The 20,641-nt window shown below is 74.0% G+C and carries 17 protein-coding genes; 13 read left to right on the top strand and 4 right to left on the bottom strand.

What is annotated here, in order from left to right; genetic code table 11:
* Positions 1-28 precede the first annotated feature (28 nt).
* From U5C87_RS00885 to U5C87_RS00875, 3 genes are all read left to right on the top strand, one after another.
* Positions 29-442, top strand: a complete 414-nt coding sequence (locus U5C87_RS00885) for a nitroreductase family deazaflavin-dependent oxidoreductase (RefSeq protein WP_330474779.1) — start codon at positions 29-31, stop codon at positions 440-442.
* 154 nt (positions 443-596) lie between these two features.
* Positions 597-3,065, top strand: coding sequence for a sensor histidine kinase (locus U5C87_RS00880; RefSeq protein WP_330474778.1), 2,469 nt, complete (start codon positions 597-599; stop codon positions 3,063-3,065).
* A 49-nt stretch (positions 3,066-3,114) separates the two neighbouring features.
* Positions 3,115-4,923: a GAF domain-containing sensor histidine kinase gene (locus U5C87_RS00875; RefSeq protein ID WP_330474777.1), complete on the top strand. Its 1,809-nt coding sequence runs from the start codon at positions 3,115-3,117 to the stop codon at positions 4,921-4,923.
* On the opposite strand, the gene U5C87_RS00870 is transcribed toward U5C87_RS00875, so the two are convergent.
* The 4 genes from U5C87_RS00870 to U5C87_RS00855 all read right to left on the bottom strand — a co-directional run bounded on the left by U5C87_RS00870 (position 4,898) and on the right by U5C87_RS00855 (position 9,341).
* A complete protein-coding gene (locus tag U5C87_RS00870; protein ID WP_330474776.1) occupies positions 4,898-6,232 on the bottom strand; it encodes a hypothetical protein in 1,335 nt (444 codons plus the stop codon). The genes U5C87_RS00875 and U5C87_RS00870 overlap by 26 nt on opposite strands.
* Before the next feature lie 69 nt (positions 6,233-6,301).
* Complete coding sequence (locus U5C87_RS00865) at positions 6,302-6,691, bottom strand: hypothetical protein (RefSeq protein WP_229675009.1); 390 nt, start codon at positions 6,689-6,691, stop codon at positions 6,302-6,304.
* Positions 6,692-6,783: 92 nt separating this feature from the next.
* Positions 6,784-8,517: a CDP-alcohol phosphatidyltransferase gene (locus tag U5C87_RS00860; protein ID WP_330474775.1), complete on the bottom strand. Its 1,734-nt coding sequence runs from the start codon at positions 8,515-8,517 to the stop codon at positions 6,784-6,786.
* Positions 8,514-9,341, bottom strand: coding sequence for a CDP-alcohol phosphatidyltransferase family protein (locus tag U5C87_RS00855; RefSeq protein ID WP_330474774.1), 828 nt, complete (start codon positions 9,339-9,341; stop codon positions 8,514-8,516). Before U5C87_RS00855 ends, U5C87_RS00860 begins: the two co-directional genes overlap by 4 nt.
* Positions 9,342-9,425: 84 nt before the next feature.
* On the opposite strand from U5C87_RS00855, the gene U5C87_RS00850 reads away from it, so the two are divergent.
* The 10 genes from U5C87_RS00850 to U5C87_RS00805 all read left to right on the top strand — a co-directional run bounded on the left by U5C87_RS00850 (position 9,426) and on the right by U5C87_RS00805 (position 20,588).
* Positions 9,426-10,418 (top strand): zinc-dependent alcohol dehydrogenase, encoded by a 993-nt coding sequence (locus U5C87_RS00850; protein ID WP_330474773.1) that lies wholly within the window; start codon positions 9,426-9,428, stop codon positions 10,416-10,418.
* An 11-nt stretch (positions 10,419-10,429) separates the two neighbouring features.
* Complete coding sequence (locus U5C87_RS00845) at positions 10,430-10,828, top strand: 6-pyruvoyl trahydropterin synthase family protein (RefSeq protein WP_330474772.1); 399 nt, start codon at positions 10,430-10,432, stop codon at positions 10,826-10,828.
* Positions 10,829-10,884: 56 nt separating this feature from the next.
* Positions 10,885-11,919 (top strand): glycosyltransferase family 4 protein, encoded by a 1,035-nt coding sequence (locus tag U5C87_RS00840; RefSeq protein WP_330474771.1) that lies wholly within the window; start codon positions 10,885-10,887, stop codon positions 11,917-11,919.
* Positions 11,920-11,979: 60 nt separating this feature from the next.
* Entirely contained in the window at positions 11,980-12,945 is a 966-nt protein-coding gene (locus tag U5C87_RS00835) for a lysylphosphatidylglycerol synthase domain-containing protein (RefSeq protein ID WP_330474770.1), read from the top strand.
* A complete protein-coding gene (locus U5C87_RS00830; protein ID WP_330474769.1) occupies positions 12,938-13,633 on the top strand; it encodes a RibD family protein in 696 nt (231 codons plus the stop codon). The genes U5C87_RS00835 and U5C87_RS00830 overlap by 8 nt, the downstream gene beginning before the upstream one ends.
* Positions 13,634-13,713: 80 nt before the next feature.
* A complete protein-coding gene (locus U5C87_RS00825) occupies positions 13,714-14,349 on the top strand; it encodes a GTP cyclohydrolase II (RefSeq protein WP_443082118.1) in 636 nt (211 codons plus the stop codon).
* 94 nt (positions 14,350-14,443) lie between these two features.
* A complete protein-coding gene (locus U5C87_RS00820) occupies positions 14,444-15,961 on the top strand; it encodes a xanthine dehydrogenase small subunit (protein WP_330474767.1) in 1,518 nt (505 codons plus the stop codon).
* A complete protein-coding gene (gene xdhB, locus U5C87_RS00815) occupies positions 15,954-18,437 on the top strand; it encodes a xanthine dehydrogenase molybdopterin binding subunit (RefSeq protein WP_330474766.1) in 2,484 nt (827 codons plus the stop codon). The genes U5C87_RS00820 and xdhB overlap by 8 nt, the downstream gene beginning before the upstream one ends.
* Position 18,438: 1 nt before the next feature.
* Complete coding sequence (xdhC, locus tag U5C87_RS00810; protein ID WP_330474765.1) at positions 18,439-19,281, top strand: xanthine dehydrogenase accessory protein XdhC; 843 nt, start codon at positions 18,439-18,441, stop codon at positions 19,279-19,281.
* Complete coding sequence (locus U5C87_RS00805; RefSeq protein WP_330474764.1) at positions 19,278-20,588, top strand: guanine deaminase; 1,311 nt, start codon at positions 19,278-19,280, stop codon at positions 20,586-20,588. The genes xdhC and U5C87_RS00805 overlap by 4 nt, the downstream gene beginning before the upstream one ends.
* Positions 20,589-20,641 lie beyond the last annotated feature (53 nt).

Raw genomic sequence — 20,641 nt, 5'->3', positions numbered from 1 at the left:
TGCACCCACCGGGGAGGACACTGAAGGGATGGCAGGCCCACCCGCGGCAGCGAAGCAGTTCAACAAGGTCGCCGTGCGGCTGGCAGGTCACCGCTTCCCGCCGATCTGGGCGGTGGTGCGCCACCGTGGCCGGTCGAGCGGCAAGGACTACGTCACGCCGGTCGCCGTCATCGCGACTCCGACGACGTTCCTCATCGGGCTGCCGTGGGGGCGCAGGACGGACTGGGTGCGCAACGTGCGTGCCGCGAAGGGGTGCACCATCCGGTGGAAGGGGCATGAGTTCCTCTGCACCGAGCCGACGTTCGTCGACCAGGAGGTGGCCGTCGAGGCCGCGCACGGTCTCGCCCGGCGCATGCTCCGGTCCCGCGAGATGGCCGGCGGCTTCCTCCAGCTGACCCGCGCACCCGCGCCGCAGCGGTCCGCCATGCAGTCCGGCTGGTGACTGGCTCGTCCGCGCGCCGATGGCGACACGACGCCTGAAAACTCCTTTTTGCCGGATTGGCCCGGCCGCTGCGCCATCATGAGCGCATGAGGTCCGCGCCCCAGGCGACAGCTGCCGCCCGTCGACCGGGCGTCGACGGGGACGCGTGGGCCGCGTGACGAGCCCTCGGCTGCAGTGGTGGACCGCGGCGGCCCTGACCCTGGTCGGGGTCTGCGTGCTCGGTGTGACCTCGGTGCACTTCGCGCTGCCGGGCTCGACGGTGGCGCTCTGGTGGCCGGCGGCGGGTCTGGCCGTGGCGTTCCTGCTCGCGACCGACCCCGGGCCACGACGCTCGACCGCCTTCGTGGTCGGGGTGCTCGTCTCGAGCGCCGCCGCCAACGCCTTCGGCGGCCGTCCCGGGCTCGTCAGCGTGCTCTACGGCGTGGCCAACGCGGCCGAGGTCGCTGTCGTGCACGGCCTCATGACCGCCCGAGGCCGCCGTCCCCGGCTCGCCTCGATGGACGACCTCTGGCGGCTGATCGCCGCGACGCTGACCGGGGCCGCGGTCATCGGGCTGCTCGCCGGTCTGACCGCACACCTCGTCCTCGACGGGAGCTTCCTCGACTCCGCGTCGGCAGCGGCATCCTCGCACGGGGCTGCCGTGCTCGTCATCGCCCCGCTCGGCATCGCGGTCGGCATCCGGCGCGTCCGCCGGCCGGCGCTCGAGGACCTCGTCCAGTGGGTCGCCGTCGTCGGCGTGACGCTGTGGGTGTTCCACGAGGACCAGCCCCTGCCCCTCGCCTTCTTGCCCATCCCGGGGCTCGTCTGGGGCGCGCTGCGCCTCGGCCTGCGCACCGTGGCGATGCAGCTGCTCGTCGTCTGCATCGTGTCGGTGACGATGACCGGCCTCGGGGGCGGGCCCTTCGCGGCGGCGCGCGAGGTCGGCACGATCCGCCCCGAGACCGTCGGGGCACTGACGCAGGCGTTCCTCGCGACCGCGGCCGTCACGGCCCTCGCGCTCGCGGTCGCCTCCACCCAGCGCCGCGCCGCCCTCGCCGAGCTGCGCAGCGAGGTCGAGCTGTCCGGCGTCGTGCTCGACACGGCAGCCAGCGCCATCATCGTCGTCGACGTGTCAGGGACCATCGCCCGTCTCAACGCCACCGCGGCCCGCCTGCTCGGCGCGCCGGAGGACCAGCTCGTCGGGCGACGGGCCGCCGACGTCTTCCCGGTCGACGTGCGCCACGCCGCAAGCCCGGGCGGGGGCAGCATCGCGGACGGCACGGTGCCGCTCCACGAGGAGCAGGACTGGCACGTCGCGGGGCTCGGCGTGCGACACCTCGTCTGGACGAACGCCTACCTCACCGACGACGACGGACGCCGCACGCACCTCGTCAGGACCGGCGCCGACGTCACCGACGAGCGGGCGGCCCGCACCTTCGTCGAGGCCGTCCTCGAGGCGGCCACGGCGACCGCCATCATCGGCACCGGCCTCGACGGGGTCATCACGCTTTTCAACCGCGGCGCCGAGACCGTGCTCGGCTGGCGGGCCGCGGAGGTCGTCGGCACGCACGACTGGTCGCTGGTGCACGACGCGGCCGAGATCGAGCGCCGTGCCGACGAGCTCGGGCTCGAGCCCGGCTTCGAGGTCCTCGTGCACCGGGTGCGCGGCGGCGCCGCGACCGAGACGCGCGACTGGACGTTCGTGCGCCAGGACGGCGCGCGGCGCACCGTGTCGCTGACGATGAGCGGGATCCGCGACGAGAGCGGCGCGCTCACCGGATACCTCGGCGTCGCCGAGGACGTGACACGTCGTCGACAGGCCGAGGTGGCCCTCCAGGTCGCGCTCGACCGGGAGCGGCAGGCGGTCGAGGAGCTCACCGCACTCGACCGCACCAAGTCCGACTTCGTCTCGTCGGTCAGCCACGAGCTGCGCACGCCCCTCGCGAGCGTCCTCGGCTATGCCGAGATGCTCGAGGACGGCGCCGCCGGGCCGCTCACCGAGCGCCAGCTCGAGCTCGTCGCCCGGGTGGACCGCAACGGTCGCCGGCTGCTCTCGCTCATCGAGGACCTGCTGCTCCACTCACGCATCGAGGCCGGTCGCCTCGAGCTGCAACCGCGCCGGTGCGACCTCTCGGACGTCGTCGCCAGCGCGTGGACCTCGGTCGAGACGGTCACGAGCCAGCGTGAGCTCGTGCGCGAGGTCGACGTGTCGCCGCGCCCGCTGTGGATCGAGGGCGATCCCGCCGCGCTCGAACGGATGGTCACCAACCTGCTGTCGAATGCCGTGAAGTTCACTCCCGACGGCGGCCGGGTCACGCTCGTCGCCCACCCGGACGACCGGTGCCCCGACGCCGTCCGCGTCGTCGTCTCCGACACCGGCATGGGCATCCCGCGGGCCGACCACGAGCGGGTCTTCGCCCGCTTCTTCCGGTCGAACGCCGCCAACGAGCGCGCGATCCAGGGCTCGGGCCTCGGCCTGTCGATCGTGCGCGCCATCGCCGAGGGGCACGGCGGCTCGGTGTCGGTCGACTCGACCCCCGACGTCGGTTCGACCTTCACGGTCAGTCTTCCGGTCTCGGGTTCTGCCGGACCGGCCCCCGCGAGCGCGTCTGGGACATATCGTGACCATCAGGACGATTCCTAGCAGCGGTGGGGACCGCGCCCCAGGGGTAGGCAACGTGAGGGGACATGGGTTGCGCGACGGCGTGATGTGGGAGGTGCTGGCGCTCCGGCGACTCACCGACCTGATGAACCGGGTCAGTGCCCAGGACGACCTCTCGAGCCTCTTCGACATGGTCGTCGACGGTGCCGCCGACGTCGTCGGCTTCAAGGTGGCCGCGATCAGCCTCGTCGTGCCCTCCGGTGACGTCGAGGTCGTGGCCGTCGCCGGCGACGACGACGCGCGCGCCGAGCTGCTCGGGCGACGCACCCCGCGCGCCAACCTCGAGGCCGAGTTCGCCGTGGCCGAGCGATGGGGGAGCCTGCGCTTCGTCCCGGCCGGCGAGCTGCCCGCCGGGTCGGCCGAGGGCTGGGTGTCGCCCGACTGGACCGCTCCGACCCTCGACAGCGACCCCGACGCGTGGCACCCCGAGGACACCCTGATCGCTCCGTTCTTCGACGCTGTGGGCGAGCTGCTCGGCATCCTCTCCGTCGACCTCCCGCTGACGGGACGGCGTCCCGACGTGACGCAGCGCGCCGTGCTCGAGCTGTTCGCCAACCAGACCGGCATCGCGATCTCGAGCGCTCGGCAGCGGCACGCGCTCGCCGAGCGGGTGCGTCTGGGCGAGGCGGTCCAGACGGTGGCGCGCATCGCCCAGGAGGACCTCGACCCCGCCAAGGTCGTCGACGTCGCCGCCGTGCCCATCTCGGCCGGCCTCGCCTCGGCAGGCCTGTGGCTCAGGGCTTTCGCCGGTGAGGACGACGACGAGCGCGAGAGCGTCTCGGCCCGCAGCGGCGCCCCGGTGCGCACCCCCGTGTCCCTCGTCGCGATCGCCCGACGGATGGCCACGAGCTGCTGGCGTGCCGGCGTGGTGGCCGTCGTCGGGACCGGGCACGCCGACCCGCCCGCGCTGTGGGCCGACGACGACGTCGCGCAGGTGCGTGCCTTCCTCGGCGACGCGGGGGCGCGTTCGCTGCTCGTCGCGCCGATGGGCTCGGGCTCGAGCTGCTTCGGCTACATCGCGTGCACGCGCGGTCCCGACGACCCGGACTGGACCGGGGCCGAGGCCGTGGCCGCTCTCGAGATGGGCCGTGACCTCGGGCGCGCCATCCGCAACGCGAGGTCGTATGCCGTGGAGCGACGCGTGGGTGCCGAGCTGCGGGAGGCGGACCGCAGCAAGACCCAGCTGTTCTCGACCGTGTCGCACGAGCTGAAGAACCCGCTCGCCTCGATCGTCGGTCACGTCGAGCTGCTGCGCCAGGAGCCCGACGGCAACCCCGACTGGTCGCTCGGCGTCATCGAGCGCAACACCGAGCGGTTGCAGAGCCTCGTCGACGACCTGCTCACGCTGTCGCGCGTCAGCGACCCCGACCGGACCATGCCCGAGGCCGACGTCGACCTCGGCGAGGTCTCGCGGGACGTCGTCGACATGTTCCGGCCGCGTGCCGACACCCAGCAGGTGCGTCTCACCTTCGACCTGCAGGAGCGGCTGCCGCTCGTGCGGGGCAGCGCGGACGACCTCGAACGGGTGGTGCAGAACCTCGTGAGCAACGCGGTGAAGTTCACCCCCGCGGGCGGGCAGGTGGCCGTCAGGGTCGAGAGCCGCCGCGACCGGGTGGTGCTCGAGTGCACCGACGACGGCCTCGGCATCTCGGAGGAGGACCAGGAGCGGCTGTTCACTGAGTTCTTCCGCGGCACCAACCCGCAGAGCCTGCAGGTGCCGGGCACCGGTCTGGGGCTCAGCATCGCGCGGCGCGTCGTGGACAGGCACGGCGGACGCATCGACCTCGACTCCGAGCTGGGCCGCGGCACCAGCGTCAGGCTCCTGCTGCCGGCCCTCTGACCTCGGCGGCGCCCTGGGGCGACGGGTCCGATCCGTCCGGCGCCTCCGGCCCGTCCGACCCGTCCGCCTCGTCCGGACCGTGGGCTCCGACTGACACGTCGGCCCCGTCTGCCGAGTTCGCCGTGTCCGCCCGGGCGGCGAGAGCGGCGACGAGCAGGGCCACGGCGGCCACGACCACGAGCAGCACGGTCCAGCCGGTGCCCAGATCTCCGGCCAGCACGACGACGAGCACGCACACCACGGCGATCCCGACCGCGACCGGCAGGGCGCGGGGAGCGCCGGCGGCACGCTCGGCACCGCCGCGCGCGCCGTTCCAGCCCGCGGCGGCGAGCGCACGCACCCGGCGTGCCCCCTGCGACGGGCCCACGACGAGGGCGACGAGCACGACCACGAGGGCGACGACCACGATGACGCGCACGAGCCGGCGCAGGTCCCCGGTCACCGAGTCGACGACCGACACGACGGCTGCGGACGTGCCGGACGGCATACCGCTCGTGGTGTGCGACCAGGCGAAAGACAGCCCCATGACGAGCACGACGCAGGCGAGCGCGACCCCGAGCCCCACGCGTACGACCGCTCGTCGCCGGTCCCGCGCCATCGAGACCCCGGCGGCGAGGAGCACGAGTGCCGCGACGGGCAGGGCGATGCCGCCGATGCGCAGCGCCTTATAGGCGGCCCGGGCGCCCGCGACGTCGGCGCTGTCGAGCAGCGGCACCGAGACGGTGACGGGCGGCAGCTTGTCGACGAGGGGCACGCCGGCGGCCACGAGACGCTCCTCGATCGGTGCGACGAGGTTGCCGATGTCGATGGAGACACTGGTGCCGGTGTCGACGAGCGCGCCCTCGGTCGACCCGGACAGGACGTTGACGAGCTGGGTGTGGGCCACGCGGTTCGCCGCGACCCACGCGGTGGCGAACTGCTGGCTCTGCACGACGGCCGTGACGACCCGCCGCACGACCTGCTCGACCTGGCCGGCGAGCGGCGCGGCCAGCAGCCCGAGCGCACGCGTGGCCGCCCCGGGCAGGCCACGGCTCTCGAGGGCGTCGAGCGCGCGCTGCACGAGCTGCTGGTCGGTGATCGCCGTCATGACGCGCGCGGTGGCGCGGTCCTCGACGAGGGCCGTCACGGCAGGGTCGGTCGCGAGCGGCGAGACCGTCTCGACCCAGCTGTCGGTGTCCGTCACCGTGGTGCGCAGCCACGTCGCGGTCGCCCCGACCGGCACGAGCACGACCCCGAGGACGAGGAGCACGGCCGCCAGGACCGAGCGCAGCCGTGCGGGCATGTCGACCTCCGGGAGCCTCTGGGACACAGGCGTGCTGCCTGTGTCCCCACCGTGCCGCGCTCGCCGGGCCCTCGCATCGCCCGGACCGGGTGAGCCTCAGGAGGCGTGCCGCCGGCCGGGAAGGGCCAGCTGCGGTGTCACGGGGCGCGCGCGCAGCAGCAGGAGGCCGCCGACGACGATGCACACGACCTCGGAGACGGCGGCCGCCCAGACCGACCCGCCGGCCCAGACGGTGTGCACGCCGAGCAGCCCGACGGTCGAGGCGATGACGAAGGCGCCCAGCGTCGCCGCGCCGAAGCCGGCGGTGAGGAACGCCGGGACCCAGTGCTGCCAACGGAGCAGCAGGCCGGCGATGACGACGCCGGCCACGACGTTGACGAGGAACATCGGTCCCACGCTCTGGTTCCGCACCCCGTCGAACCACAGGTAGAGGTGCACTCCCGCGGAGACGAGCAGTGCTGCCGCTCCCACGACTCGGAGTCTCATGGTCATGCTCCTGTCCGGGCCGCGCCGCGCCGTCCGGATGGCGTCGCGGTGTCGGACTCTCTCCCTGAAGACGACCTGCGGCGGGTGGGGGTTCAGCCGCCGGGCCGGCTGCCGAACGCCGAGAGGAAGCGGTCGCGGAAGCGGTCCATCGGCCAGACCGTCGAGGTCGGCCCGGGACGCAGGCCGTCCTGCCAGCCCCAGCCGGCGATGCGGTCGAGGACGGCGGGGTCGCGCGTCACGACGCTGACGGGCACGTCGTGGCTCGCGTGGTCGCCGGAGACGAGGCTGATCGGCTGGTGGTCGCCGAGCACGACGGCGACGAGGTTGTCGTCATGGGTCGCCTGCAGGAACGACACGACGCTGTCGAGGGAGTACGCCACGGTCTGGCCGTATGCCGTCCGCACCCCCTGCGTGGTGGCCCAGACGACGTCGCGCGGTGTCGCCTGCCCGGCCTGCTCGAGGAAGACCGAGCCGTTGCCGATGCTGCCCCAGTCGACGAGTCGTGGCAGGGGCGCCCAGGGGACGTGGCTCGACACGAGGTCGATCTCGGCCATGACCGGCGGTCGCCCGCCGGGCGGATGGCGCTGGAGCTCGAGCCGGTCGAAGGCGGCGAGCGTGAACTGGTCGGGCATCGGCGCGTAGCCGAAGCCCGGCCCGGCGTAGCCGAGCGTCCGGGCGTCGTAGACCTCGTCGTAGCCGTAGAACGCCTTCCCCTCGGGCCAGTCGCGGCGGTTGGCAGGGATGACGTCGACGGTGCGCCAGCCAGCTCGGGAGAAGGCACGCGCGAGCGTGAGTCGCGCTGTGCTGCCTGACGACTCGCCGGGGCTGCTCTGCGACGATGCGGTGTCGAGCAGCTGGTCGTAGCGCTGCTGGCTGCTCACCCAGAGCCCGGACTGGAGCGTCGAGTGCGCGAGCCAGCTCACCCCGCCGAAGGTCGGGGACGTCAGCCAGGCGCTGCGGGCGGTCCACCCCGAGGCGCGCAGTGCGCTCGTGCCGGCCGTCAGCGCCCTTGCCACGTCAGGACTCCCGTCGACCGCGACGCGGCCGTAGCTCTCGACGTAGACGATGACGACGTCCTTGCCCCGGAGGGCGGTGAGGAGGTCGCCGGGCGGCGAGTCACGATAGGCGTCGACGGGGATCTGGGCGGCGAAGGCCTCCCGGTCCCGGACCCCGTCCCGGACCGAGGTCACCTCGTGCGCTGCGAGCGACGCCGCGCTCGACGCGGCCACGGGCAGGTCCGGAGCCGTGCGGATCCCGAGGACGGCGCAGACCGCCCAGACCGCGGCCGCGGCCATGACGGTGCGCAGCCCGGCGCGGGGGTGACCGCGGACGAGGCGTCCGACCCGCTGCGCGGCGAGGGGCGTCAGCGTGAGGAGACCGACGACGAGCAGACCAGCGGCGGCGACGGCCGGCACCGCCGTGACCGGTCCGGCCGAGTCGCCGAGCAGCTCCGTGGCGGACCCGGCGTAGCGCCAGTCCGTCAGCGGGTTGAACGGGCGGTAGAGCGTGTCGAGGAAGGCCGCGTCGAGGACCCGCACGACGAGGAGGACCCCGAGCACGAGCCCCACCGCCAGCGCGAACCAGCGGGCGACGACGGCCGGTAGAGCGAGGAGCAGCGCGACGACGACGATGCCCTCGACGGGGATGCGCAGCAGCGACAGCGGTGTCGGCGACCAGCCGAGCGTCGGCATCGGCGTGGTCAGGGCGACCCACACGAGGAGCACCGCCGCGGCGGTGAGGACGTGACCGAGGACGCGGCGCCGCGTCGACCGCTGGGAGGAGCGCTGCGACGAGGCCTGCGACGAGTGCTGTGGCTCTGTCGTCATGGGAGCGCGCGCACGTCGAGGGCGGTCGCGACGGGGGCGGACGCCAGGTCGGTGACCACCGCCGACGGCAGGGCAGGCGGGCTCGGCACGGGGCGAACGGCATACGTCCTCTGCGTCACGGACCCACGGCGGAGCGTGGCGACCTCGGTCCCGAACGAGACGACCAGCAGACCGAGCCCCGCGGCGGCGACGACGGTGGCAAGGGCCTGCGACAGGATCCCGGCACTCACCGCCGTCAGCGCGATTCCCTGGTAGGCGGCGACCACCTTGCGCCACAGGCGTGCCGGCACCTGACCGCGCAACCACGGAGCCCAGCGGGCGGCGACCGTCACGAGCAGGAGGAGGTAGCGCGCGGCCCCGGTCACGAGCACCCACCAGCCGAGGCTGCCGGCGACGTGCACGCCGAGCACGAGGATGAGGAAGGCGTCGCTCTCCATGTCGAAGCGGGCGCCGAAGGGGTGCACGGTCCCGGTGCGTCGCGCGACCCTGCCGTCCACGGCGTCGAGCACGAGCGCGACCGAGGCGAAGGCGACGAGCACCGCCGTCGAGACCGTCGTGCCCGAGACCCCCGCGGCGACGAGGGCGGCGACCCCGCAGGCGAGGACGGCACGCGTCAGGGTCACCCGGTCGGCCGGCGTCAGGTGACGGCGTCCGGCGCGGCGCAGCCCCATCCCGAGGAGCCCGCCCAGCGCGGCGGCGCAGGCGAGCCCGGCGGCCCATCCCGCGACCCCGAGGCCGTCGGTGGACACTGCCTGCAGCACGGCGAGCAGCGCCAGCACGGCCACGGGCCCGACGAGGGGGCCGGGAGGGATCACCTGACGCACCTGCTCCACCTCACCGGTTGGGGTTCGAACCAAGGACGACGTCGTTGCCGCCGTAGTTCACGGACGCCGATCTACTCTGGTCGCGTGTCCACCGATGCGCGGGCGTTCTGGGTGGTCGAGCCCGGCAGGGGCGAGATCCGCCCGGTCGGCGTGCCCGACCCCGGGACGGGTGAGGTGCTCGTGCGTGCGCTCCACTCGGGCATCAGCCGGGGCACCGAGACGCTCGTCTTCCGCGGGGCGGTGCCCGAGGACCAGTACTCCGTCATGCGGGCGCCGCACCAGGAGGGGTACTTCCCCGCGCCGGTGAAGTACGGCTACCTCGGTGTCGGCACGGTGGAGCAGGGGCCGGCCGAGCTCGTCGGGCGGACGGTCTTCTGCCTGCACCCGCACCAGACGGCCTACGTCGTGCCGGCCGAGTCGGTCGTCGTGGTGCCCGACGGTGTGCCCGCTCGCCGGGCCGTGCTGGCGGGGACCGTCGAGACGGCCGTCAACGCGCTGTGGGACGCGGCGCCGCGGGTCGGCGACCGGGCTGCCGTGGTCGGCGCCGGGATGGTGGGGTGCTGCGTGGCCCGCCTGCTCGCCGGGATCCCCGGGTGCCACGTGACGCTCGTCGACGTGGACCCGAGCCGCGCCGAAATCGCCGCCCGGCTCGGCGTCGCCTTCGCCCGACCGGAGGGCCTCGCGGCCTCGCACGGAGACCACGACCTCGTCGTCCACACGAGCGCGACGGGCGCCGGCCTGCAGCTCTCGCTCGACCTGCTCGCGCCGGAGGCCACCGTGACCGAGCTCAGCTGGTACGGCGACACCCGGGTCGAGCTGTCGCTCGGCGGGTCGTTCCACTCGTCACGGCTGCGCATCCGGGCCAGCCAGGTGGGTTCCGTTGCGGCGTCTCGGCGCTCGCGCTACACGTATGCCCAGCGTCTGGCGCTGGCGCTCGACCTGCTGCACGACGAGGCCTTCGACGCGCTGCTCACCGGCGACTCGGCGTTCGACGAGCTGCCCGAGGTGATGCCGCGCCTCGCGGACGGGTCGCTGGGCGCCGTCTGTCACACGATCACCTACCGATCCACCGACTGAACGGGGAGCCGATGTTCAGCGTCACCGTCCGGGACCACATGATGGTCGCCCACAGCTTCCGGGGGGAGGTCTTCGGGCCGGCCCAGCGGCTCCACGGCGCCACCTTCGTCGTCGACGTGACCTTCCGGGGCCCCGAGCTCGACTCCGACGGCATCCTCGTCGACATCGGCCTCGCCACGGAGCACGTCCACGAGGTCATCGGCGCCCTCGGCTACCGCAACCTCGACGACGAGCCGGCGTTCGCCGGGGTCAACACCACGACGGAGGTGCTGGCCCGCCATGTCGCGGACCGGGTGGCGGAGCGGGTGCGGGCCGGAGACCTCGGTGCGGCCAGGGACCAGGTGACCGCCCTGGCCGTCACCCTCCACGAGTCGCACGTCGCGTGGGCGACCTACGAGTGCGACCTCTGACGGAGGCGCCGGCGCAGGGGGAGTGGCCGGGTGAGGCGCCTCGGGAGGTGCAGGCCGTGGTCCCCGCCGACATCGACGACCCCGACCGCGTGAGCGGCGGCAACGCGTACGACCGCCGGGTCCTCGACGGGCTCCGAGCCACCGGGTGGATGGTGACCGAGCACCCGGTGACGGGTGGGTGGCCCCGACCCGACGCGGCGGCCCTCGAGCGGCTCGCGGGCGTCGTCGCCGCCGTGCCCGAGGGTGGCCTGCTCCTCGTCGACGGGCTCGTCGCGTCCTGTACCGCCCCGGTGCTCGTGCCGGAGGCAGGGCGGGTGAGCCTCGTCGTGCTCGTCCACCTCCCGCTGGGCGTGTCGGATCCCGTTGCAGCGCAAGGTGAACGGGACGTGCTCCTGGCCGCCTCGGCCGTGGTCGCGACGAGCGAGTGGACGCGCGGGGTGCTCCTCGACACCTACGCCCTCGCCGCCGACGCCGTGCACGTCGCCCAGCCGGGTGCCGAGCGCGGGGCGGCGTCGGAGGGCACGCCCGAGGGCGGCCGGCTGCTCTGCGTCGCCGCCGTCACCGCGCACAAGGGCCATGCCGACCTCGCCGAAGCGCTCGGGCTCGTCGCCGACCTCCCGTGGTCGTGCGTCGTGGCCGGCTCGCTGGACCGTGAGCCGGAGGTCGTCGCCCAGCTGCTCCAGCGGCTCACGCGGTCCGGTCTGGCCGACCGGGTTGCGCTCGTCGGGGCGCTGCGCGGCAGTGCCCTCCAGGAGGCGTACGCCGCCGCCGACCTCCTCGTGCTGCCCTCGCACGTCGAGACCTTCGGGATGGTCGTCACCGAGGCCCTGGCCCACGGCGTCCCCGTGGTGGCGAGCGACGTCGGCGGGGTGCCGGAGGCGCTCGGCGACACCGGAGACGCGCCTCCCGGTCTGCTCGTGCCGGCCGGCAGGCCCGACGTCCTCGCGGCTGCGCTCCGGTGCTGGCTGACCGACCCGGACGAGCGCGACCGGCTGCGGCGGCGGGCCCGACGGCGCCGGCAGGACCTGTCGTCGTGGGCGCGCACCGTGGAGCAGGTCTCGGCCGTGCTCGTGGGGGTACGGGACGCCTGAACCCGATGGGTGCGCCCGACGTCCTCACCATCGGGGGTCCTGGCAGAAAGGTCGGAGCAGATGCACCGCGACCGGTCGTGGCTGAGCCCCGTCGGGGGGCTCTGCATCGTCGCGTTCCTCGTCTGGCGCGTCGGGGCCGACCCCTTCGTCGACGCCGTGCGCCACCTCGACGCGGGTTCGGTTGCGGTCGCGGCGGCCATCGCCCTGGTCACGACCGTCTGCGGAGCATGGCGCTGGGTGATCGTGGCGCGCGGGCTCGGTGCTGAGCTGACACTGCGCTCGGCCGTCTCGGAGTCGTACCGGTCCCAGTTCCTCAACGTGACCCTGCCCGGCGGGGTGCTCGGTGACGTGCACCGCGGCGTCCGGCACGGCCGGGACGGTGGAGACCTGGGACGTGGGCTGCGCTCGGTGGTGTGGGAGCGCTCGGCCGGCCAGGTCGTCCTCGCCGTGGTGACCGGCGTCGTGCTGCTCCTCGTGCCCGTCACGCCCGGGATGCGTTCCGGCACAGGCGTCCTCGTCGTCTGCGTCGCGGCGGTCCTCCTCGCTGCCGCACTCGTCGTCGTCCTGGTCAGCAGCCGGACCCACGGTCCGGACTCCCGGGTCGTACGCGTGGTGCGGGCCGTGTCGGCAGACCTCCGTGCCGGGGTGCTGGGGCGGCGCACGTGGCCGGGCGTGCTCGGGAGCTCCACGGCCGTCGTGGTCGGGCACGCAGCCACCTTCGTCGTGGCGGCCCGCGCCGCAGGAGTCTCCGCGCCCACCACCCGCCTGCTGCCGCTGGCGCTCGTCGTGCTCGTGGCGATGAGCCTGCCACTCAACGTCGCCGGGTGGGGGCCGCGCGAAGGCGCGGCGGCCTGGGCCTTCGGCGCAGCGGGGCTCGGCGCCGCTGCGGGGGTCGGCACGGCTGTCGTCTACGGCGTCATGGTGCTCGTCTCCAGCCTGCCGGGAGCGGTGGTGCTCGCGCTGGGCCGGCGTGACCGGGCGAGGCCGTCGGGCCTCGCCTGCGCGGAGGGGGTCGCCGGTGGCTGACCGTCCCTACACCCTGCTCAGCTGCGGCATGTCGATCGACGGCTACCTCAGCGCGGCGACCCCGACGCGGCTCCTGCTGTCCAACGACGCCGACTTCGACCGCGTCGACGGGGAGCGCGCCGCGAGCGACGCGATCCTCGTCGGTGCCACGACGATCCGCCGCGACGACCCGCGGCTGCTGGTCCGGTCGGCGGAGCGGCGAGCAGCACGGGTCGCACGCGGCCTGGCGCCGTCGCCGCTCAAGGTGACGGTGACCCGCGAGGCCGGGCTCGACTGTGCGGCAGCGTTCTTCGCGCCCGACGGTGCCGACAAGATGGTCTATGCGCCCAGCAGCGCTGTCCCCGCGCTGCGTGCGCGGCTCGGCGCGGTGGCCACGATCGTCGGTGTGGGGCACCCCGCGACGATGCGCCGCGTGTGCGAGGACCTCGGCGAGCGCGGCGTGGGCCGGCTCATGGTCGAGGGCGGCGGCTCGGTGCACACCCAGATGCTGACCGACGACCTCGCCGACGAGCTGCAGCTCGTCGTGGCGCCCTTCTTCGTCGGGGACTCGGCCGCGTGCCGCTTCGTGGGCGACGGCCGCTACCCGTGGCACCCGGGGAGGCGGGCGACCCTCGCCGAGGTACGCCAGATCGGGGACGTCGTGCTCCTGCGCTATGCCCTGTCGCCCCGCTTCCGGGAGGAGCCATGAGCAGCGGGCTGCCGAAGGACGTCGCCGGGGAGAGGGCCCCGCTGGGTGCAGGTCCCGCGCCGGCCCGGATCCGCACCCACGTGCTCGTGCCGCTGGCCTTCGCGGACGGCTTCGCGACGACGGCTCGCGTCTTCACCTTCGAGGGTCTCGCCGACGGTCGCGAGCACCTCGCGCTCGGGCTCGGCGAGCGGGCCGCGCCACCGGGGCCGACGACGTGCGACGCCGACGCGACACCGACCCGGCTGCACAGCGAGTGCCTGACCGGTGACGTCTTCGGCAGCCAGCGTTGCGACTGCGGTGCCCAGCTGCGCGAGTCCGTCGAACGGCTCGACGCGTCGGGCGGGTTCCTGCTCTACCTCCGGCAGGAGGGCCGCGGCATCGGGCTGTATCCCAAGCTCGACGCATACGTGCTCCAGGACCGCGGGCTCGACACCTACGAGGCCAACGTCGCCCTCGGCTACGGGGAGGACGAGCGGGACTACACCGTGGCCGCCCAGATGCTCGGCGCGCTCGGTGTCGACCGCGTCGCCCTGCTGAGCAACAACCCCGACAAGGCCGAGCAGCTGCGCCGGCTCGGTGTCACAGTGGCGCACCGGGTGCCCACCGGCGTGCACCTGTCCGACGCGAACGCGCACTACCTCGCCACCAAGGTCGAGCGCGGCGCCCACACCCTCGACCTGCCGGCCGAGGGGTGGTTCGGGGCGCCCCTGCGTTGATCGCCGAGCGTGCCGCACGTCCGCCGCTGGGCGAGGGCGGCGGCAGCGAGCGCCCCGCAGTGCATCATGGTGCCGTGGACCACGGGACGATCGGATGACGGCGGAGCAACGCCACGCGGCGCAGCGACACTCGGTGACGGTCAACGGCGCCGACCGCAGCCTGTCCGGGGTGGAGCCGGCGACCAACGCCTTGGACTGGCTGCGCGGGGAGGGCCTGACGGGCGCCAAGGAGGGCTGCGCCGAGGGGGAGTGCGGTGCCTGTGCCGTCCTCGTCGCCCGGTCCGACGGCGCCTCGGGCACGGAGTGGACCGCGCTCAACGCCTGCCTCGTCCCGGCCGCAGCCCTCGCCGGGCAGGAGGTCGTCACCGCGGAGGGACTCGGCACGCCCACCCGGCTGCACCCCGTGCAGCACGAGATGGCCGTCCGCGGCGGGTCGCAGTGCGGCTACTGCACGCCCGGCTTCGTCTGCTCGATGGCTGCCGAGTACTACCGCGACGGCCGCGTGGCAGAGGCCGGGCCCGCCGGACCGGCCGGGCCCGCCGGGCCTGCCGGACCGAGGGCTCACGCGCCGCGGGCCTGCGGCCCCAACGGCTTCGACCTCGAGGCGCTGTCGGGCAACCTGTGCCGCTGCACCGGCTACCGCCCCATCCGCGACGCCGCGTGGGCCCTGGGTGCGCCGGGCGCTGACGACCCCCTCGCCACCCGACGCGCGAGTGCACCTCCCCCGGCGACCTCGACCCGGCTCGAGGGGCGGACCGGCACGTACGCCCGCCCCGCGGACCTCGCCGAGGCGCTGGCCCTGCTCGCCGAGCACCCCGAGGCCGTCCTCGTCGCCGGGTCCACCGACCGCGGGGTCGAGGTGAACCTGCGCGGCGCCAGGTCGCCGTTCGTCATCGGGATCGACCGGTTGCCGGAGCTGCGCGGGCTCACGGTCACGACGGACGCGGTCGAGATCGGCGCGGCCCTGACCCTCACCGAGGTCGAGCGCGCCCTGGCGGGACAGGTCCCGCTGCTGGACCAGGTCTTCCCCCAGTTCGCCTCGCGGCTGATCCGCAACGGGGCGACCATCGGTGGGAACCTCGGCACCGGCTCGCCCATCGGCGACCTGCCGCCGGCGTTGCTCGCTCTGGAGGCGGTGGTCCTGCTCGTCGGCGCAGAGGGTGAGCGGGAGGTCGCCCTGGCGGACTACTTCACCGGCTACCGACAGAGCGTCCGGCGCGCCGACGAGCTGGTCCGGGCGGTCCGCATCCCCCTCCCGCTCGCCGGCACGACCGCCTTCCACAAGATCGCCAAGCGCCGCTTCGACGACATCTCCAGCGTCGCCGTCGCCTTCGCCCTCGACGTCGTCGACGGCATGGTGCAGCGGGCCCGCATCGGGGTGGGGGGCGTGGCGGCCACCCCGGTGCGCGCCCTGGCCACCGAGGCGGCTCTCGAGGGACGCGCCTGGTCCGCCGAGACGGTGCAGACGGCATCCGAGGTCATGGAATCCGAGGGCACGCCCCTCGACGACCACCGCGCCAGCGCCGCCTACCGGCGAGCGGTGCTCGGCACCGCCCTGCAGCGCCTGCACGCAGAGAGCGTCCCGGACGGCGAAGGAGCCGCGCATGAGTGACCTCTCGCTCCGACCCGCCGACCCCGTTGTCGGACGAGCCATCCCGCACGAGTCGGCCGGCCTGCATGTGACGGGCGCGGCGCTCTACACCGACGACCTCACGGTGCGCACCCACGGCATACTCCATGCCCACCCCGTCCAGGCGCCGCACGCGCACGCGAAGGTTACCCGCCTGCACACGGCTCCCGCCCTGGACGTCCCCGGAGTCGTCCGGGTGCTGACGGCCGACGACGTGCCCGGGGTCAACGACGGCGGGGTCAAGGGCGACGAGCCGCTCTTCCCGTCCGAGGTGATGCTCTTCGGGCAGGCCGTGTGCTGGGTGCTCGGCGAGACGCTGGAGGCGGCCCGGCTCGGGTCGCTGGCCGTCGAGGTCGACTACGAGCCGCTGCCCGCGATCATCACGGTGCGCGAGGCGATCGAGCGCGACTCCTTCCAGGGCGGCGCGCCGAGGCTCGAGCGCGGCGACGTGGACAACGCCCTCGCCGGCGCGCCGCACGTCTTCAGCGGCGAGCTCGACCTCGCCGGGCAGGAGCACTTCTACCTCGAGACGCAGTGCGCCGTCGCCCACGTCGACGAGGCCGGACAGGTCTTCGTCCAGAGCAGCACCCAGCACCCCAGCGAGACCCAGGAGATCGTCGCGCACGTGCTCGGACTGTCGAGCCACGCCGTCACCGTGCAGTGCCTGCGGATGGGAGGAGGCTTCGGGGGCAAGGAGATGCAGCCGCACGGGTATGCCGCCGTCGCCGCTCTCGGAGCGAGCCTGACCGGCCGGCCGGTGCGCCTCCGGCTCAACCGCAGCCAGGACCTCACCCTGACCGGCAAGCGCCACGGCTTCCACGCCCAGTGGCGTGCCGGCTTCGACGGCGAGGGGCGGCTGCTCGCGCTCGACGCGACCCTGACGTCGGACGGCGGGTGGAGCCTCGACCTCTCCGAGCCCGTGCTCGCCCGGGCCCTGTGCCACGTCGACAACGCGTACTGGATCCCCAACGTGCGGGTCAACGGGCGGATCGCCTTGACGCACAAGACGTCCCAGACCGCCTTCCGCGGTTTCGGTGGCCCCCAGGGGATGCTCGTCATCGAGGACGTCATCGGTCGGTGCGCGCCGCGCCTCGGCATCGACCCCGCCGTGCTGCGACGCCGCAACTTCTACGCCTCGGGCCAGGAGACGCCGTACGGCCAGCCCGTGCGTCACGCCGAGCGCGCGGTCGCGTGCTGGGAGCAGGTGCTCACGACCGGCGACGTGGCAGCGCGCACGGCGCAGATCGCCGCCCACAACGCGAGCCACCCGCACACCAGGCGGGCACTCGCGATCACCCCGGTGAAGTTCGGGATCTCCTTCAACTTCACCGCCTTCAACCAGGCAGGCGCGCTCGTGCACGTCTACAAGGACGGCTCGGTGCTCGTCAACCACGGCGGCACCGAGATGGGCCAGGGCCTGCACACCAAGATGCTGCAGGTCGCCGCCACCTCGCTCGGGGTGCCGTTCGAGTCCGTGCGCCTCGCGCCGACGCGCACCGACAAGGTGCCCAACACCTCGGCTACCGCAGCCAGCTCGGGCGCCGACCTCAACGGCGCGGCGGTCAAGAACGCGTGCGAGCAGGTCGTCGAGCGCCTGCGGGTCGTCGCGTCGGCCCGGCTTGGCGTGCCGCCCGACGAGCTGCGCTTCGGCGGAGGGTTCGTGCGCGGCCCCGGCGAGGGGCAGACGCTCGCCTGGGCCGACCTCGTGGCCGAGGCCTACGTCCAGCGGGTCCAGCTGTGGGCGGCCGGCTTCTACCGGACGGAGGGGCTGCACTGGGACTCCGCGGCGATGGCGGGCTCGCCCTTCAAGTACTTCTCCTACGGCGCCGCCGCGGCCGAGGTCGAGGTGGACGGCTTCACCGGCGCCTACCGGCTGCTGCGCGTCGACATCGTGCACGACGTCGGCGACTCGTTGTCCCCGCTCATCGACATCGGCCAGGTCGAGGGCGGCTTCGTGCAGGGCGCCGGGTGGCTCACCCTCGAGGACCTGCGCTGGGACGAGTCGTCGGGCCCGACGAGGGGACGGCTCGTCACCGCGTCGGCCAGCACCTACAAGCTGCCGAGCCTCTCCGAGATGCCCGAGGTCTTCAACGTGGCGCTGCTCGAGCGCGCGCACGAGGATGGCGTCGTCTACGGCTCCAAGGCCGTCGGCGAACCGCCGCTCATGCTCGCGATATCGGTGCGTGAGGCGCTGCGGCAGGCGGCATCCGCGTTCGGTCCGCCCGGCACGGTCGTCGACCTCGCGTCGCCGGCGACCCCCGAGGCGGTCTTCTGGGCCGTGCGCCAGGCCCGCGGCGGCGCACAGCCCCCGCACATCGTGCCGGTGCTCGAGGGCGGCGTCGGCGTCGTCCCGGAGCAGCCGGATGCCGACGCCCAGCCGCTGCAGCCGCGCTCCGAGCAGGTCGCACAGGACGAGCAGGTCGCGCAGGTCGCGCAGTCCTCCGGTCGGGGTGGCTGACGTGCACTGGCTCGCAGCGGTCGAGCAGCTCCGGGTGGATCGGGTGCCCGGCGTCCTCGTCACCCTCGTCTCGGTGCGGGGGCACGCGCCCCAGAAGGCCGGCGCCAAGATGGTCGTCTCCGCCGAGCGCACCTGGGGCAGCATCGGGGGCGGCAACCTCGAGGCCACCGCGGTCGATCGCGCGCGGGAGCTGCTCGGGGCGCTTGGCGCCGGGAGTGGCGCCGCCGATGCCGCGCCGACCCAGCTGTCGCTCTCCCTCAACGAGCACGCCCCCGTCGAGCACGGCCAGCAGTGCTGCGGCGGTGAGGTGTCCGTCCTGCTCGAGCCGCTCGCCGTCGTGCCCTCGGTCGCCGTCTTCGGCCTCGGCCACGTCGGGACCGAGCTCGCGCGCATCCTCAGCCGCCACGACCTCGAGCTGCACCTCGTCGACGGCCGCAAGGACCGTGTCGAGCCGGAGCGCCTCGCGGGTCTGGGCGACGCCGTGGCGCGCATCCACCTCCACCACGCGCCGGTCCCCGAGCTGGTGCTCGGGCAGGTCCCGCGCGGCACCCACGTGCTCGTCATGACCCACGACCACGCCGAGGACGTCGCCCTGTGCGATGCAGCCCTGAGGTGCTCCCATCTCGGGTCGATCGGCTTGATCGGGTCGTCTGCCAAATGGCGGCGCTTCGAGCAACGCCTTGCGGCAGAAGGCCATTCGGCGGATGCGCTGCGTCGGATCCAGTCGCCCATCGGCCTTCCCGGCCTCACCGGCAAGACCCCGGCCGTGATCGCCGTCGCCGTCGCCGCCGACCTGCTCGCCACCTTCGACCGCGAGCGGGCCGCCCAGGACGCACGGTCGTGACGCTCTTCAGGGCTTCCGTCCTCGACACGCCGGCCAACCCCTTCACCGGGGGCCGGCTGCGCTCGGACGAGGACTGCGGGCTCCTCGTCGAGCAGGGCGTCATCACCGCGCGTGGACCGTTCGAGACCCTCCGGACAGCCCACCCCGACGAGCCGGTCCTGGACCTGCGCGAAGGGATCCTGCTGCCGGGGATGGTCGACACCCACGTCCACTTCCCGCAGGTGCGCATCATCGGTGGACTCGGTCTGCCGCTGCTCGACTGGCTCGACCAGTGCGCGCTCCCTGAGGAGATGCGTCTCGCGGACGTCGACCACGCGCGCGGCGTGGCGCACGACTTCGTGTCCGGACTCGTCGACGCCGGGACGACGACCGCACTCGTCTTCGGGGCGCACTTCGCCGGGGCGGTCGACACGATGTTCGAGGCCGCCGACCAGTGGGGCCTGCGCGTGACCACCGGGCTCGTCACGTCCGACCGCCTCCTGCCCGAACCCCTCCTCACCACACCCGAGCGCGCCCGGGCGGAGTCACGCGAGCTCGCCGGCCGTTGGCACGGCAAGGGACGCCTGAGGTATGCCGTGACGCCGCGTTTCTCCCTGTCGGCGAGCGACGCTCTCCTCGAGTCCTGCGCGCAGACCGTCGCCGAGGTGCCAGGCGCGTTCTTCACCTCGCACGTCAACGAGAATGTCCACGAGATCCGTGAGGTCGCAAGCCTTTTCGACGGTGCGGCCTACGTCGACACCTACGACCGGCACGGCCTGCTCACCCCGCGGTCGGTGCTGGCCCACGACGTGCACCCGACCGACCGGGAGCTGGCCACCCTCGCGGGCCGTGGGACGGCGGTCGCGCACTGCCCCACGAGCAACGCAGCGCTCGGCAGCGGCCTGTTCCCCCTGCGTCGGCACGTCGAGGCCGGGGTGCGGGTGGCCCTGGGCTCCGACGTCGGTGCGGGCACCGGCTTCTCCCTCTTCAAGGAGGGCCTGCAGGCCTACTTCGCGCAGCAGCTGCTCGGCGAGCAGGGCCTGCCACTCACCTCGGCGCACCTGCTTTGGCTGTCCACGGCCGCCGGCGCCGACGCCCTGGGGCTGGCCGACGAGGTGGGAGTGCTGTCGGTGGGCCGGCAGTTCGACGCCATCTGGGTGCTGCCCGAGCCCGGCGACCCGCTCGCCGTCGGCCTGGCCAACGCCGCGTCCGCCGACGACGCGCTGTCCAAGGTCTTCGCCCTCGGCACCACCTCCGACGTGGGTGGCGTGTGGGTCGGCGGCGACCAGACCGCAGCCGGCCGCTGGCGCCGACCCCGCCACCGATGAGACCGACCGCGGCCCGTTGCTCTGAACCGCTGTCCCCGCGATCCGACGCACGG

It is taken from the genome of Terrabacter sp. C0L_2 (assembly GCF_036352015.1).
GTDB classification, from domain to species: Bacteria; Actinomycetota; Actinomycetes; order Actinomycetales; family Dermatophilaceae; genus Terrabacter; species Terrabacter tumescens.
The sequence above is the reverse complement of the archived record's forward strand: the minus strand, read 5'-3'. Positions and strand labels throughout refer to the sequence as shown.